Genomic DNA, 15171 nt, shown 5'->3' on the forward strand with positions numbered 1-15171 from the left:
CCACCAATCAGAAACAAAGATTCTTACTAATAGAAAGTTACTCAATCTTTATAATGTACCAATACGCAACATTCGTACTGTGTTCATGATCCGCGTACTCACGTAAGCTGAAGGTGAAAGTGTCTTGTCCTTTTGCATACTTAACGTATGCCTTGACGCTATGATAATAGCCATCCCAAGTGCGCTCACCAATAGTAATCTTTGCAGCAGCACCAGGATCAAATAACTTCACGAATTGTGTAACAGCTTGATTTACGGGGATATCTTTATTTTCAGATGTGTAGTCGATCAATGTATTCGGCTCCACCAGCCCAGCCGCATCGCCGTAGCTTCCTTGATTAACGTGCTGCAGGAATCTTGCAACCGTCTGCTCGGCATTTTCTACATTCTCCAATTCAACATCCGTTTCAGGTCCCGCCGAATCACTTTCCCAATTTAACGTTCTATCTGCATTGACAATTTCATCTGGAGGCAGCACAGGTACGTCTTTGCCTTTATAGATTGTCTCGCCTAAGATGAAAAATGTAACCATGATGATAACCCAAGCAGATGAAGAAAGAATAATGATCCATTTTAATTTTTTGCTCACTGCCCCCACCCCCCTCACAGATAAACTGCAGATTATTCATTTATATTATTGCAAATTGCAAATCGAAAAAATCATCTGCAGGCAATTCCGGAACTGCATTAAACTGCTCGTTTAATACAATCAATAACAATAGCGTAATAATGGAGATAAATCCAAAATACATTATGAAGCGTTTTATATCTATCTCCCCCACCTATTTCCGAATGTACATAAGCGGATTAACAGGACCGTTATCTATCCTCACTTCAAAATGAAGATGAATACCGGTTGACCTACCTGTTGTCCCCATTATGCCAAGGGCTTGTCCAGGAACAACTGTATCGCCGGTTTTTACTTGCAAAGACCCAGCTTTCATATGACCGTATAATGTGCTTACACCATCGCCATGATCAATCGTAACGTAGTAACCATATCCATTGTCACGATAACCAGCCCAAGTAACTTCTCCTTCTGAAACTGCATAAATTGGATAGTCCATTGAACTATTAGATCTGGCCAAATCAACTCCATTATGCATTTTAGATTTACTGTTGAATGGGTCACTCCGAAGGCCGAAGCCGCTCGTAATAACCGCGTCAAGAGAAGTAGGATATGCCCATTCTCCAGAACCAATAATTTGCGGGGAATGTCCAATAGTGCCACCATACCAGTACAATCCACCGTCATCCGGAAGTAGCAAAGAAGGATCATATTCATCAATGAATTTGCTATAAGGGTCGTTTTCCAGTATTGCTTCTTTGATAAAATCATAATCGGACACGGTATAACCAAGCTCGAGTAGCCGGCTAGTAAGTTTGCCATAATCAACGACTTCTGTGACTTTTGATAAGGTCCAGGTAGTGTTTTCCTTATAGCTGCTCGAGGATGAAGAACTACTGCTACTAAATGTTCTGAGCTCCACCTGATATGATCCTGAATTATTAGAAGTGCGGTCTGTGTATCTGTTTGTGGTCGTTGTTTTTACCTCTTTTTCACTTATTTGCTCGGTGCTATTCGATGTTCCAGCGAAGGTGGCATACCGGCTATAACTAGAAGTAGAAGCCGAACCATGTGTAGATTCGTCGTCTTTCCCTTTAAGCGGTATCGACGTTGAATTATGTTCGTAGTCATTGAGAAGCGAATAGTTATATGAAGTGGTTACTCCACCAGAATAAGAAATGGCTTCTGTACTGGTAAGCTCCCAATGATTATATGATCGACTGTAGGATGAATAGTCTGTCCCACCACTTTCTTTGTCACCGGACACCTCTGAATAGTTACTGATAGTCTCGAGGTTTGTGAGTTGAACATACTCATAGGTGATCAACCGATTCCATGTGCGCACTTCCATGACCACAGTAACGTCAGTATTTTTAGTTGTTCTCCTAGAAGAAGAGTCAGACCAGGTACTTTCACTATTTTTTCTTTCTTCTTCCTCAATCTCAGCCTCCAATCCTTTGTATATTCGTTCGGGTTCTATTTCTTCAGGCTCTCGCCCCTCTTTGAGAATTGATACATTATCAATGGCCTGTATAAGCCAAACAGGAGCACGATAATCAGGATTCTCAGCAGTTAGTTCAGAAGCAGTTTGATACCTTTTCATAAAGTCGTCTTTGTCAACACCGCTGTCATCAGAGAGCCAACCAAATGAAAAAGCAAGATAGATCACCGAACCGGCGACAACCGCTATAAGTAAACCTATTAGAACAGGAACTCCTAAAGCGGCGACAAGGACAGCGACAATTTTTAATATACCTGCAATAAGGGGCTTTATAATAAACGCAATTGCTTTTTTGGCCAATGCTTTCATAGCCTTTTTAGCAAACTGTTTGCCCATTTTCCCAACTGCTTTTAGGGCGGCATTGCCGCCCTGCCTTACTGCAGCTCCAACAGCGCCCCCTCCCTGTTGCTGCTGTTCCTCTTCCATACCACCACCACCTATCTATAGCACGAAGCGCAGCTGATTTAATCTCAAATCGAACATCTGACCTTATTTAGTTTTAATAGGAGGAATGCCACGACGCAAATCAACTTCTGCTTGCTTTTTAGATGATTTCATAAAGGCGTAAGGATCTGCTGTCGGTTTATCATAAGACCTAGTACCCGTACCTGTAACAATCTGCTTGCGATGTACCTCTTTCATACTTGGACCTTGACCGCCACGGTTTTCTAACTTGATAGTTTCCATAACAGGGGACATTTGAACATGATCGCCAGATCCCTTGAGTGAATATTCTGCAACAACAGTCTCTCCTGTCGCGAGTGAACTATTACCTCGACCATAATTCGATATTGGCTTAAAGTTGCCCGTTTTAGTGTCTTTAACAGCCAAGACACTGGAACCGTTCGTTTCGATTGTATAAACCTTCTTATGACCTGCAGCCTTGTAATCACTGAGCGTCTGTGAGGTTAATTGACGACCTGTGAGGCGATTTCGCGCATGCGCATCACCTCTCTCGTAACCACCGCGTCCAAACGCAACTTCTCCCGCAACACCCCATCGACCGGCTGATTTTTCGAGACTAGCTGCTTGCATTTCTCCCATTTGTTGAGGTGACATGTTTCCGGATTTATAGTTATACTTGTCTGCACCACCGCCCATAGCAATCCCAGCAGCGAATATAGCTTTAGTAGGTTCGTCTACACGATGGTTAGCAACGGCAGCTCTAGCTTTCCGATATTCTTTAGGGAAGTTTTTGGCTTTCTTTGCAGCTGCTGCACCAGCCGAACCAACCGCAAAGGTAGCAGCGCCTGCACGGTAGCCGACTTGATCCCCAGCTTGCGCCCCTGCATTTCCGCCTAAATAGGCTCCGATACCCCCGCCAACACCTGCTCCAACTGCCATTCCGCCCATCCGAAGAGCAGCTGAGCCAATTCCAGATCCTAATTCAGACATGGCGCGCAATGCTCTTGTTCTTTTTGTATTCATTGGAATCGCAGTGTTGTGAGAAGCAGAAGTAGACTGTTTCCTTGCTGAACTATTATCGAATCCGCCAGGTTGCGCAAGGGATTGACCGGATGCACCACCAGTGGAAGCACCTCCAGCTTTTGGATTGATTCCCCGAGCAGCTTGAATAGCTCTTGTCCCACCTTTTGCAACAGAACCCATCGCGCCTACTAGGTTCATTAAACCCGCAGCTCCCACCATTGTACCGGCCATAGCAAGTTTCGATCCGGTTTGGGAGGTTGCCCCAAATATAAACCGTACTGATTCAGATATGGGGATAAATATGCACATGGCAACTAATATGTGTAGCCATGTCATCGTGTCATCAAACAACAGGAAGAACAGCCAGAACAACGCAGCATGGATCGTTTGAGCTATGATTTGAGACCATAACTCTTTCATTGCCGTTGTGGTAATGCCGGTTAGTGTCGGGAAAAATAAGCATGATATCCAAATCGGAGCTAGTATCATTAAGATTGAAATCATGATTTTTCGCTGTAGATAAAAGAATTCCCACCAAATAGAAACGCCGCGGCTTACTAAGGCGATAATGGCGTCACCCAGACCGTTCGTACCTGAGGTTGTTTGCGCCAAATCATCCATTGCAATTCGTTCTGTCGTGATGATAGCAGAAGCGCGAGGAACTGCTCTGCCATCGTCGTCATAAACGACAATCCCACCCTTCAAATCTCGTTCAAATAAATCAACAAACACATTGTTGGCTTTGAACACTGCCCCTACAACCGTGAAAAACTGTGTAAGTAGAACAAAAGCCAGGAATGCCTTCACTAAAGCATCTCCCATTTCGAACTTCATCGATGGGGACAGATGCTTTAGTGAGAGCATAATGCCAGATTTCACAATTGCGGATGTAATTAAAGGAACTGCGACGATAAAGAGCAACCAGAATCCCCGATAAATGGCCACATCAAATTGCTCTTGTGTCCACATCCCCCAAACTGCATAATCAGGGCAACTATTCGTTAAATACGCGGAGGTAATGCAACCGTTATTAAAAACATGGTCCATAGGGTCTTTAATGCCGCCCAAGAGATCGAGAAACAAATCAATAATCCATACAAATGGGCGAGCGTACCAGGGAACATCTTTATATCGACCATCGGCAGCATATGCGACCATAGGGACTAAAAAGGCTGATATGGCATAGAGCGATACTATGGATATTCTCAAACGCTTTTTCATCCAAGTACCTCCTCCGGAACTGCAGCTTCTTCATCTTCACTTGATTCAGGCAACAACCCATTTTTCGCCAACCATTCAGGGTCAGTATCGATGAAATTCCGCATTTCAGGGCTGACATGCACCTTGATATATGCAGAACTACCACCTACCCTTAAAATACACTCGCCCTTTGTATCATCTTGTTCATTTTCCGATGGCTTTTGGCAGATGATGTCAAGCTCACCTTCCGAAAGGTTAAAAATGCTTTTCAGTTTTAGTTTTTCTTCTGCATCCACCTGCCCCAGACGCAAAAAGATCTGAGATGTGGCAATTTTGATTAGAGCTCGTCCGTCTGGATCATCCATAAAAGGCGTTAAGTCTTGCGTAATCACATCGACGCCAGCATAGTATTTCCGTGCACGCCGGACTAGCTCCTCAACGAATGCCATACCACCTTCAATTCGTTTCATTCGCCATGCCTCTTCAATTTTGAGACGCTTTGGAAAACGACGAAGGGAATTCCGTTTCACGAAATACTCCCAACCAAGATTCGTGAGAACGTGCATGACAGTATCGAATATATCAGATGATTCGATAGGTTTAATATTAAAATTGATCCAGGAGACATTATCAAGCAGATTGTCAACGGATTCGCCATCGCCAAAATTGGTATGTCCATCAAGAAGTCTTCCATCCGGATAATCCCTTAAGTATCCACGAAGAACACGAACTAGGCGCTCTCCAAAAGGATCTATGATTTGCTCATACTCTAGGGTCGTGAGATTGTAGCCGGATGTCGTCAATTTTAGTATCCAACAATAGATATCCATCAAGGTGAATTCAGGCTTACGAACCTTTTGTAAAGTAACTTGACCATTGATTCCGACCACAGGCTCGGGGTTTTCCTTATACAAAGACTTTGGATCTTCATTGATTTGAAAGTCACTCAGAACGTTTTTGATGGCCATCTTAATGATAGCTTTTTCCTCAGACTTCAAATCACCAACTAACTTTTCATAGAACTTAAGGATTTGCCCCGTTTTTGAACCTATTGGAACAATAACCTTGCTCACGCGTCTTCCATTTGGAAGCGTAATGTCTATCTCTTCCTCAGTCATCGCGCAAATATTCAAACAAACGTCTGAGTTTTCTCGAACCTCCACCTCACGACCACCCATGAGACGGCAGATAGGTCCATTCTCGCCATCGGGGTCGATTGAAAAGATGCGATAACCCAACAATATTTGTGAACTGGAGATATACTTATTCGCAAATGATTTACCAGATCCGGATGTACCGACAATGATAGAACTGTAATTGGTTAAATATGAAGCAAATACATTCAGAAATTCCATCGATCCGACGTTCTGGTTTATCCCTAGTGGCACACCGCCGCTGAAAGGTATCTCCGAAGAATAGAACGGAGATGCCGCAACAATGGCGGTACGGTCAAGGAATCTCCTATCATTTCTATCCGCTATTTTTTGATTCGCAATTGGCAGCGAAGAGATCCAACCACTGCGCTGACGATTATAAAGAACTCGTAGGTGATGATCACCTGCAAGTAAGTGGTCTTGAACCATTAACCCATTAGAATCTAGCGCTTCAACATTTCTGGCAAATAGAGTAGCAACCATAGTCCCTACAAAACCATCATTATAACCATCAGTAATTTCATCAAGCAGACGTTCAGCTTGAGCTAGAGCTTTTTGTGCCTCCCTTGCTTCTAAATCGTTTCCAGACTCGATCATGTTTCTTAGACGAGTGCCCTCATCAGTTGCGGCATTTTTATACATCTTAACGGCTTGATTTTTCGTGAATTTCCGGATGAAGAAATTAAGATTTAGCGCACCGGCACGGTATAGGACATCCAATGAACCAGTGGTCAACGTAGCATTACCCAACTCCAATAAATAGGAGCGAAACAGGTATTCACCGGTCGGGCCATCTATCTGGTACCCATGTGTTCTTGTATCAGAGGGAACAGCGAATCCATCGACAGCAACATGTTCGAAAAATGAGATATCTGCAGCAACCGGTGATTGAATCGGTGTATCAATCTCTTGATTTGGCTTCTTCTTGTTGGATTTCATGAGCAGCCTTTTTAGGAATTTCATTGTCTCCCTCCTCTTCCTTATTGAAGTCATCTTGCTCTGTTTCATCAAAATAGAATCCAGGTCTATCCGATCGCTCAAAATCAGGCTCGACAATGTAGGAAAGAAGCCCTTCCTTCTGCATTATCCTCCTAAAATCCTCAATAGAAGCATTGCTTTTGTGAGTGGCAAAATACATCGCCTCAAGTAGATCTGGTATCCCACACGTTTGTGCGAGCCCCCCCATACGCCCATAGGAGCTGATTGCTGTATTGGCCAGCCGGGTAAATTCATTTAACGCTTTAGCAATTATCGTTTTTTCTCCCAACCCTTCTAACATTCTTGGAGTATATTCAAGGGTGAAAAAGATATATCGGGAGTATGCATACTCATCAACAGAGTTTTGCCATTGTTCCATAAATGGGTAAAACATGGACTGCGCATAACGTTGCGCAATCTCAGAAAGATTGGGGAAATTATCATGATATTGTCTTAATTGATCCACCAATTCAATCGGCCGGCTTTGAATATGTATGACCATAGGAACTTCTCTTCCCGGTCCGAGACTTAGGCGAGCCAACATATCTTCAAATGCATTATCAGTTTGCACTTGTTCATCATAAGAACGCAGCAAGTAATTGATCGGACGCACCTTAATGGCACCAGTAAACCGTCGAAGTTGGTTTTCCGACTTGAGTTCAATCATGTTGCCATGTATGGCATGTAAACCGATGAGATCTCGAAAGTTTCCGCGTATTTCTTGTGTATGAACAGTTGAAGCATTGCCTTTGGAGGAAGACTTCTTTTTCTTCTTATCGCCTCCGAGTCCAGGAATAATCGGCTTGTTATTAATTCCCCTATATATAACAAAACCGACTAGTAGGAGACCGAGAATCATCAATAAATCATCCATGAGTTACCTCCTCCATACGCCACTTTCGTTTTTTTTGAAGCGAAAATAATAAAGAAGATAACGGTCCAGGAACAACCCCGTTGCTTCATTTTTTACAAACCCCAATACAATTGCCGGCACAAATACCAATAAACACAGAACAAAGAGGACGATCTTGATCGTAAACGGAAAGGCACTCTTGAACACGACATATTCGCCTAGTTGAATCAGTGCAACGAGAGTAATGGCGATATATAGAGTCTGCCGCCACGAAAACGCAAACTCCCACACTTTTAGAGGCTTTCGCTCGGACTCTGTATTAAAAGGCATATAAGTCTTCAAGTTATTCCCCCCCTTAGAATGAGCCCCTATTACGTTCGTAATAGGGGCAACCAACGAATGAAATTACGAATTCAGGAGGTACCCAGCAACAACAGGGGCTTTTGCAACAACGACAATACCTCCGGCCGCACACAACATAGCAGCTATTGCAATACCACGACGTTGGGAGTTACCTAGCGAGATTGAGAAGAAAATACCGCCAATTACAAGCCCGAGGACAGCAACCAATACACCGACAACCCGTATGTTCGTAATCCATTTATCCATGACATCGGTGACTTCTTTAACGTCACCCGAGCCAGTATTAATGTTGGTACTGTTAACGTTGATTCCCGAGCTCGGCCTTGGAGTTTGACTCGAACCGGCAGCTGCAGAACTCGCGAAAACAAACAGACTCATAAGTAAAGATAAGCACAACAATAAGTTCACTTTTTTCTTCATTGAATACAACTCCTCTTTTCAATAGTTTTAAGAGTAATAAAAACGATCCTGAGCAACCCCGATAAAAACCACCCCCAAAAAGAAATCAATTAGAGAGAAAATCTTAGGCACTTGTAGTTACAAGCAACGTCGATTATTTATTTTGTCATTGCTTGTGCAAAATCAATCTGATAGAATAAACATACATCAGTTTGATTTTGCACAAGAAACGACTTTGATTAATATATAAAACAAGGAGGGACATTTCATGCTCGACCAAATACTTCATGACGTAGTGGTTTATATTTTTACCAATCCCGATCGCCTAGTTGGACACCTCTTTTTAGCGATTATTATAGTCCTCGCTATAATGGGGTTAAGCTTTTGGTCTGTTCATGTTTTTAGAGCTGGCATACTGTTCGCTGGACTGTGCTTTATCTTCTTCTTTCCTGCCTTTGCCTTTCCGCATCTTCTGGACAATCTTTATTACTCGCTAGGATTAATTGACGAATTCCGGAATACACCGATTGAAATGAAGACGATTACGTTACTCCTACTTACAAACAGCGTAATTGCAATTACCTACTTTGTTGTGAAGTTCGCGTATGATGTATTGAACGGCAATCGACTCACCTGGAAGAAGGCAGATCTAGAAGCAGAAGCGGTCGATGAAGCATTACGTGCGGATCTTCGAAAACAAGCTGAGGCATTAAAGAACTCAACATCAGCGGTGGCCAAGGAGTGAGGGAAATCCCCTCACTCTTTTTTCTTACCACCACAAGCTGTGCTTCTCCTCGTAATGCGGAACCTCAACTTCAATGACCGTCTTGTAATCACTCGTTGGAATCCAGACCACTCCGGAATACTCCGAATTGAAGCGTTCGTAAAACTCAAGCAATTGCTCAGATGAGACAGTGATCATTTTAGAAGGAAGCGGGCCGTCAAAGTCGCTAACCTTCTGGTTAACTTCACCATTGGCGAGAAGTGAAAGATGGTTGATTCTTGGCATTGGCCGCGTCCGCAATTCTTCAACTGCATAGGAGCGCCCGCTTTCTTCGCGCCAACAGCGAACAATAGCCTTCACCTCATCGTCATCAATCAGCTCAAGCCCCGATTGCTCCTGGATGTAGAGAAGCGTCTCAAGCAGCAGTTTACGTGCATAAATCGTGATTGATCCAGGCACATACGCTACCTCAGATTCCTCAGGTTCAAGGAATGAAAATGTGATGAGATGGTCATTTGGCAAATTCCCTTGCTGCCTACGACGAATGGGCAAACGGAATCGAACGTCATTTCGCATGTAGTACAGTGTTCGTTTCCAGTAATACAGAGGTCGTATAGCCTCGTCACCGCTCTCAATCAAATTGCCTAGCATTTTATCCTCTGACCCTACATAACAGCATGTCCAGCATCCGAAACGGCTGCCACCGCATGTTTTGGCTTGCTTGCCATCAGGTTGCGTTAGAGGGCATTCACCTGAAGCATCGCTGTACAGCGCATGCAATTCATATGATTCAACCCCCCACGGCATCACACCCGAATTGTAATTGAGCAAGAATGCCCAAACGTCATCGGAGCTCCAGTCTCGGATCGGATGATAAACCAGAATTCGTGGGAACGTGGCATGCTTGGCAAAATAATCTTCATCCAAGCTATGCTTTCGAATAGAGTTCGCACGAGTTGCAGACTCCTGTGTACGAACTCCAAGAAGCATCACCGCGTCAAACTCGTCTAACACAGTAAAATGGGAAGACAGATCCCGAACCAACGATTCAGTCGGTTGGATTTTCATCTTGTCCGAACACCAACGAAAACGAGTCTTTTCGTTTGGAGGAGGATTCCCTTTCCCCAAAACCTGATAGAAAAATCTTTGTTCCATATCAGGCTCGGCCAGATGAACTTTGATAGGTAGACCTTGCTCCCTGGCTGCATCGCGCATCATTCGGACGTTTTTGCGCACATACTGGAGCATGGCCGGCACTTCACATCGAGTATCAGATGTGATGAAATGCACATCTTTCCTCCGCTGTGCCGGTTCCAGATTACGCAGCATGTCCCAGACTAAGCTCGCCATACAAGAGCTGTCCTTACCCATCGACAACATTACAACCCAAACCCGATCGTCTCTTAAGTAAAGGTCACGAAGTCGCTGCTTTGTATCGACACCCACCGAAAGCAAACTATCAATAATCCGGAATAGCATCGCATTTCCCCCCTAGAAATTAAAAGCGAGCTGATTGTCCTCTTCTTGGACAACGAACAAATCGTCTGGATACTGCGCTTCCATGCGCTCCTGGGACACATCCTGTGTCGCACCAGATGATTCGTGAGGCTCACTCTGATCCGTTTGGATCGTAAGTGGGAGAATCTGCTCATAATACTCCTTGATAGCTTTGAGCAATTGCTCATCCTTCGGATAAACAGGGTTATCATATGATTCGTCTAACAAAGAAGTACGAACACCCATAACCTCGTGCAAGTAAAGCTCTCCACAACGAGCGAACACTTCTGTTTCCTGCAGATAGTAATCCTCGTTGTACTTCGTCTTGCCATACCAGCGAGAACGGAAAGGGTCGTCTTTTGGCAAAACATTAACCGCAAGACATACGGAACGCTCGTACAAGTCGTATACACGCCGGAATTCAAGCGTCTCGCTCAAGCGTCCATCGGGCAGGTAAGTGTAATCAATTTGATGCAGCAATTCATGGCCATAAGAGCTGGCGCCATCAATATCAACACAAGTCGCTTGGTGGAACGGGAAGTACAAGCCAGAAGCACGATAGTTCCCTAACTTCCGGACACGGAAGCTTCCAGTGCTCTTAGGAACAGGAAAAGTCGAGCAAAAGCGCTCAAACTCCTTTTCGATGCTTCTGATTTTCTGAAGATCCACGTCTGCGTCATACTCAACAGCGCTGTACTTCTCCAAAAATACACTCGTCTTCATCGCTTCCTGAGTCTTCAGAGGGATGTTCTTCTTCAACTGCCACACTCGAGCGTGTGTAGCAAAGGACTCTTCCCTGGCATCTGACTCATACTGCAGCATCTTGAGTTCTCGAAGAAATGGCACTAGAGCAGTCCGGTAAAGAAACTGCCTGAGAAGAAAACTCTCATGACGGTCAATTGCGTCCCAACCGTCCGAATTGCCATACAACGCACTGCAGACCTCTTTAGGAACCAGTTCATAGACGCTGCATTCTGCAACGGTAGAACCATTTTTTCTGGAGATCCCGCTAACGAGGTCATCCATTTCCTTGAGAAGCCGGATTCCGCTCTCATCATCCGCTACAAGTACAGAACAGAAATTATTCTGCAGTCTTGCATCGACGATCGAGCGAATCAGATGGCGTCGGATATGATCCGGATTATGGATTGCAAATTCCCAAACAGCGTTTCGCAGAAAGACATCAGCTGCGAGAGTCGGAAAATCCAGCACCATGTAGAACACATTCTTAGGGCCTCTCGATAACCGCCACTTCCGCTTATGTTTGGTCGGCGGAATCGTACCCTGCAGCAAGCTATAACCGCTCTCGGGCAAATCACCGCCAGAAATCAGCAAATGAGACACTTCGTTATAACTGACCGGCTTCTTTGCAAAATCGCGCAAAATCACGATTACATCGTCCTCAATTTCAAGGTTATCGATCGTGATTTTATTGCGGCCAAACGAGATGCTTTCAATGAAGGACTCGTCGATCTGGAGCTTTGCGATATTCCGCTTAATGGCTCCGATAGTTTTCTTCCAAACATCCTTAAAGGACTCGTTGCGCTCGACATTGACCTTCAGATTGAGCAGCATGTCATTGGCATCCTTAAAACCCTTCTTCAACAATCTTCCTTTGAGAAAGTTCTCCCTGCGTAGGGATTCAATTCTGCCTTCTTCGTGAATAATCATTACCTTCGCCTCCTGAGAAAATAGTTTCTTTGCGCATCAAAGTTTTTTTGAACGCAAAAAGCCCTCAGAAGTGAAGAGGTCCTTATTCAAATCGAGATGGCACATGTGGACACACGTATCCCGATCTGAATGAACTCTACACCCTGAGGGCTGTATCTTGTAAAAATGTCGTAAAGTCAAAGACAATCTGACTTTAGACGTAACTGGATGAATTAGCCTTATTATACCATAGCCTTAAACATACGTGAATAGAAAAGCCAATCACCCAACTATTAGGTTAACAAAGAATGGTCCTTGTCATAATAAGCATACTTATCATGACAGATGACACGTTGCGCTGACGAAACGACATCATTCGTAACTAAATCAACAAAGTTTGACGTTCGGTAAGGATTGTAATACGCAATCTTCATATCTGGATCTGGAAGCGTTGTACCTGAAAAGCACCCCACAACCCATGCATGCACATTGCGCCTTTTATCCTTTAATACCCGCTGTCGAGCCTTCTCGCTCACATGAAACTTCTCAATACCAGATAGTACGACCGATTTCGCATAGGCAACAACAATGCCAGTCTTAAGATCACAAATGCTAAAGTATTCAGGCTTATTCAAGTTGCGATAAACCTTCACTCTTTGCCCTTCAACAAGGGATTTCCCCTCTCTCACCATTAACATTACAAATCAGCTCCTTTTATAAAGAAAGACAGCGCTGTGGGCGCTGTCTTATCTTCTTGGCATATAACCATCGTACCGAGATGTGCGTCGATCTCCGCTGGAACGCCCTGCGGTTGTGCGACCAGGTGCAGGCGAATTCGAATATCTTGATTCGCGCTGCTGCGGCCGCTCGACCGGAGGTTCATGCTGCGGTTGTGTTCTCGTATACTGTTGTCCCCTTTGGCGGTTACGGTTATCGTATTGGCGCTGAGGTTGCTGCTGATGATTCGACGAAGCCTGACCAGGCTGATCAAGCATGCGGATAAAATCAGCTTCAACTTCTATTCGCCATTCGCCCTCGTAATTCTTGAGCCGAAGACCGCCCTCCACATAAATAAAACGTCCTCTTTTGAGATATTGCAACACCTGGTTAGCAACATCTCCAGAACACATAACAGGAATAAAATCTGCTTTTACACCATCGTCGCTCATAAAAGGTCTATCACAAGCGATTTTGAAGTAAGCCCACTGTGACCCCGAGTCCATATTTCCACCATAAGGGTCATCAACAGCATTGCCGATACCTGTCCATCGATTCAAAAATGCGGTCACACTAACAACTCCTTCACAAATAAAATTAAGAAGCTTTAGCAATGTGCTTGGCAAATAAAAATTTACCAAGCCTTTCATTGCGGTAGAACTCGGTTTCAATCTCAAAGAGATCCATTTCTTTGATAGGTTGGTCGAAGAACTCGCTGTATTCTGGACCTACAACGATTTCAACAGGCCTACCTCTCCGCGTAGCGTGCATTAAGAAATGGAACCTCCCAGATGCCTCATCATCGACAACCACCTCAAGATCAACAAAACGATATAGATTGTTCGTATCGCTGCTCGGAGGGGGCGTCTCTGGCGGTAGAGGCAACGGAGGTTCATTCTCTTTGGTAGCTTTAACTGGAGCTTGATCTTGCACCGAATCAATGCTCGTGGGCGCTTGTTCGTGTGAGGAAGGGATCAACTGGGAAGTGAACTCCATTTGGCGCTCGCTGGACAGCTGGCCATGTTCACTCTCATTTGCTTGTCCCTTGCTTCGCTCAACATTTCGGTGCGGGTCAAGTCCATGCAAAGCAACACAAACAAGAAAGCAATTCTCGATCGCAATTTGCACCTCTAACGAGGTCACTCCTTCCAAAATCACTTCCCCGTTCTCGTCAAGGACGGGAAGCATCTGGCTCCTTCTGGTTTCATTGACCGTAACCGCTACTTCTACGAAATAACCGGCTTCCGTCTTTAGAAAGGGAAGCGTCAGGCGTCCGCGATGATCGGGAAATCGTGTAATCTCCCAAGTGGCACCAGGACAACTCTGAACAAGAAATTTCAAAGCATTACGGTATTCTTCTCCTTCCAGTCGCGACAAATAAGCATCCAACTGTTCCACAATACATCTCCTCCTTAGTGAAAATAAAAAAGGAAGCCAAAGAGTATTGGATGGAGACCATCGCAATAAGTTCTTTGACTTCCTCATAAACGGAACAAAATTGAATGTCCCGTGCTTTCGTAAATAGACCACTCAATAAGAGGGTTAAAACCTTGAAAAAAGGCCAAAAGGCAAATGTGTATATAATTATGGTACTTGATTATCGATTCTTTATCAAGTGTTCAGGGATACAGTTTCTATGATATGGAATATTGCTTTTCGTATGGGTTTTCAGAAATTCCGCATCAGCTTCAGTTAATGGCAGCGTGCATTTCGTACATTTCTGATTCAAGTTTGCCACAGGTATACGATTGTTCCCATACTTATTTAGATTATGCCAGCCAAAACCGAACATATCAAAGGCATTACGCTCCGCTTCTTCGCGGGCTAAATCAACGCAAGTTGTGAGATTAGTCGAACCCTCAACTAGCTTGAACCCGACTCCATCATGATGGGTATCACCAATAAAAACCCGTACAACGAACTTCACATAACGGTCCGTAACATCAAACATAAGGACTTCGCTCGAGAAGAGAGAGCCAGCATGTTTACGCGCCCACCATTCATATACATCATTCTTGAAATACAGGCTATTGGGATTTTGCTGTTGCCTGGAAACGGTGCTGTCTGGTAGCGGCTGCTGCAGCTTCTCAAGAATTGTATCAACGTTCGACTTATTATCGTCACTCATAAGTGGATCAC

At 44.3% G+C, this 15171-nt stretch carries 14 protein-coding genes; 1 reads left to right on the plus strand and 13 read right to left on the minus strand.

The window, feature by feature from the left end; all coding sequences use genetic code 11:
- Nucleotides 1–37: 37 nt before the first annotated feature.
- The 7 genes from ACRRU2_RS15315 to ACRRU2_RS15345 form a co-directional block, all read right to left on the minus strand.
- Entirely contained in the window at nucleotides 38–589 is a 552-nt protein-coding gene (locus ACRRU2_RS15315) for a hypothetical protein (RefSeq protein WP_432502958.1), read from the minus strand.
- Nucleotides 590–782: 193 nt separating this feature from the next.
- Entirely contained in the window at nucleotides 783–2495 is a 1713-nt protein-coding gene (locus ACRRU2_RS15320; RefSeq protein ID WP_432502960.1) for a M23 family metallopeptidase, read from the minus strand.
- Between the two features lie 63 nt (nucleotides 2496–2558).
- Nucleotides 2559–4718, minus strand: coding sequence for a hypothetical protein (locus tag ACRRU2_RS15325; protein WP_432502962.1), 2160 nt, complete (start codon nucleotides 4716–4718; stop codon nucleotides 2559–2561).
- Nucleotides 4715–6814, minus strand: coding sequence for a VirB4 family type IV secretion system protein (locus tag ACRRU2_RS15330; protein WP_432502964.1), 2100 nt, complete (start codon nucleotides 6812–6814; stop codon nucleotides 4715–4717). The genes ACRRU2_RS15325 and ACRRU2_RS15330 overlap by 4 nt, the downstream gene beginning before the upstream one ends.
- Nucleotides 6753–7703, minus strand: a complete 951-nt coding sequence (locus ACRRU2_RS15335) for a hypothetical protein (RefSeq protein ID WP_432502966.1) — start codon at nucleotides 7701–7703, stop codon at nucleotides 6753–6755. Before ACRRU2_RS15335 ends, ACRRU2_RS15330 begins: the two co-directional genes overlap by 62 nt.
- Nucleotides 7704–7706: 3 nt before the next feature.
- Nucleotides 7707–8024 (minus strand): PrgI family protein, encoded by a 318-nt coding sequence (locus tag ACRRU2_RS15340; RefSeq protein ID WP_432502968.1) that lies wholly within the window; start codon nucleotides 8022–8024, stop codon nucleotides 7707–7709.
- A gap of 63 nt (nucleotides 8025–8087) precedes the next feature.
- A complete protein-coding gene (locus ACRRU2_RS15345) occupies nucleotides 8088–8465 on the minus strand; it encodes a hypothetical protein (protein WP_432502970.1) in 378 nt (125 codons plus the stop codon).
- A 247-nt stretch (nucleotides 8466–8712) separates the two neighbouring features.
- Here ACRRU2_RS15345 and ACRRU2_RS15350 point away from each other — a divergent pair, with 247 nt between their 5' ends.
- Complete coding sequence (locus ACRRU2_RS15350; protein ID WP_432502972.1) at nucleotides 8713–9189, plus strand: hypothetical protein; 477 nt, start codon at nucleotides 8713–8715, stop codon at nucleotides 9187–9189.
- A 24-nt stretch (nucleotides 9190–9213) separates the two neighbouring features.
- Here the strand turns inward: ACRRU2_RS15350 and dndC are convergent, their stop codons facing one another.
- The 6 genes from dndC to ACRRU2_RS15380 form a co-directional block, all read right to left on the minus strand.
- Nucleotides 9214–10647, minus strand: a complete 1434-nt coding sequence (gene dndC, locus ACRRU2_RS15355; RefSeq protein WP_432502974.1) for a DNA phosphorothioation system sulfurtransferase DndC — start codon at nucleotides 10645–10647, stop codon at nucleotides 9214–9216.
- A gap of 12 nt (nucleotides 10648–10659) precedes the next feature.
- Nucleotides 10660–12336, minus strand: coding sequence for a hypothetical protein (locus ACRRU2_RS15360; protein ID WP_432502976.1), 1677 nt, complete (start codon nucleotides 12334–12336; stop codon nucleotides 10660–10662).
- Between the two features lie 272 nt (nucleotides 12337–12608).
- Nucleotides 12609–13013, minus strand: coding sequence for a hypothetical protein (locus ACRRU2_RS15365; RefSeq protein ID WP_432502978.1), 405 nt, complete (start codon nucleotides 13011–13013; stop codon nucleotides 12609–12611).
- Between the two features lie 48 nt (nucleotides 13014–13061).
- Complete coding sequence (locus ACRRU2_RS15370; RefSeq protein WP_432502980.1) at nucleotides 13062–13604, minus strand: single-stranded DNA-binding protein; 543 nt, start codon at nucleotides 13602–13604, stop codon at nucleotides 13062–13064.
- A gap of 25 nt (nucleotides 13605–13629) precedes the next feature.
- Nucleotides 13630–14430 (minus strand): DUF1071 domain-containing protein, encoded by an 801-nt coding sequence (locus tag ACRRU2_RS15375; RefSeq protein WP_432502982.1) that lies wholly within the window; start codon nucleotides 14428–14430, stop codon nucleotides 13630–13632.
- Between the two features lie 199 nt (nucleotides 14431–14629).
- Entirely contained in the window at nucleotides 14630–15160 is a 531-nt protein-coding gene (locus ACRRU2_RS15380; protein ID WP_432502984.1) for a hypothetical protein, read from the minus strand.
- Nucleotides 15161–15171: the final 11 nt, after the last annotated feature.

The sequence above is a fragment of the Paenibacillus sp. GXUN7292 genome, assembly GCF_050864975.1.
Lineage (GTDB): Bacteria > Bacillota > Bacilli > Paenibacillales > Paenibacillaceae > Pristimantibacillus.

Bases quoted from the DNA above. Each gene is read 5' to 3' on its own strand.
- ACRRU2_RS15320 (WP_432502960.1), bottom strand. From the start codon at position 2,495: ATGGAAGAGGAACAGCAGCAACAGGGAGGGGGCGCTGTTGGAGCTGCA.
- ACRRU2_RS15325 (WP_432502962.1), bottom strand. From the start codon at position 4,718: ATGAAAAAGCGTTTGAGAATATCCATAGTATCGCTCTATGCCATATCA.
- ACRRU2_RS15330 (WP_432502964.1), bottom strand. From the start codon at position 6,814: ATGAAATTCCTAAAAAGGCTGCTCATGAAATCCAACAAGAAGAAGCCA.
- ACRRU2_RS15335 (WP_432502966.1), bottom strand. From the start codon at position 7,703: ATGGATGATTTATTGATGATTCTCGGTCTCCTACTAGTCGGTTTTGTT.
- ACRRU2_RS15345 (WP_432502970.1), bottom strand. From the start codon at position 8,465: ATGAAGAAAAAAGTGAACTTATTGTTGTGCTTATCTTTACTTATGAGT.
- ACRRU2_RS15350 (WP_432502972.1), top strand. From the start codon at position 8,713: ATGCTCGACCAAATACTTCATGACGTAGTGGTTTATATTTTTACCAAT.
- dndC (WP_432502974.1), bottom strand. From the start codon at position 10,647: ATGCTATTCCGGATTATTGATAGTTTGCTTTCGGTGGGTGTCGATACA.
- ACRRU2_RS15360 (WP_432502976.1), bottom strand. From the start codon at position 12,336: ATGATTATTCACGAAGAAGGCAGAATTGAATCCCTACGCAGGGAGAAC.
- ACRRU2_RS15365 (WP_432502978.1), bottom strand. From the start codon at position 13,013: ATGTTAATGGTGAGAGAGGGGAAATCCCTTGTTGAAGGGCAAAGAGTG.
- ACRRU2_RS15380 (WP_432502984.1), bottom strand. From the start codon at position 15,160: ATGAGTGACGATAATAAGTCGAACGTTGATACAATTCTTGAGAAGCTG.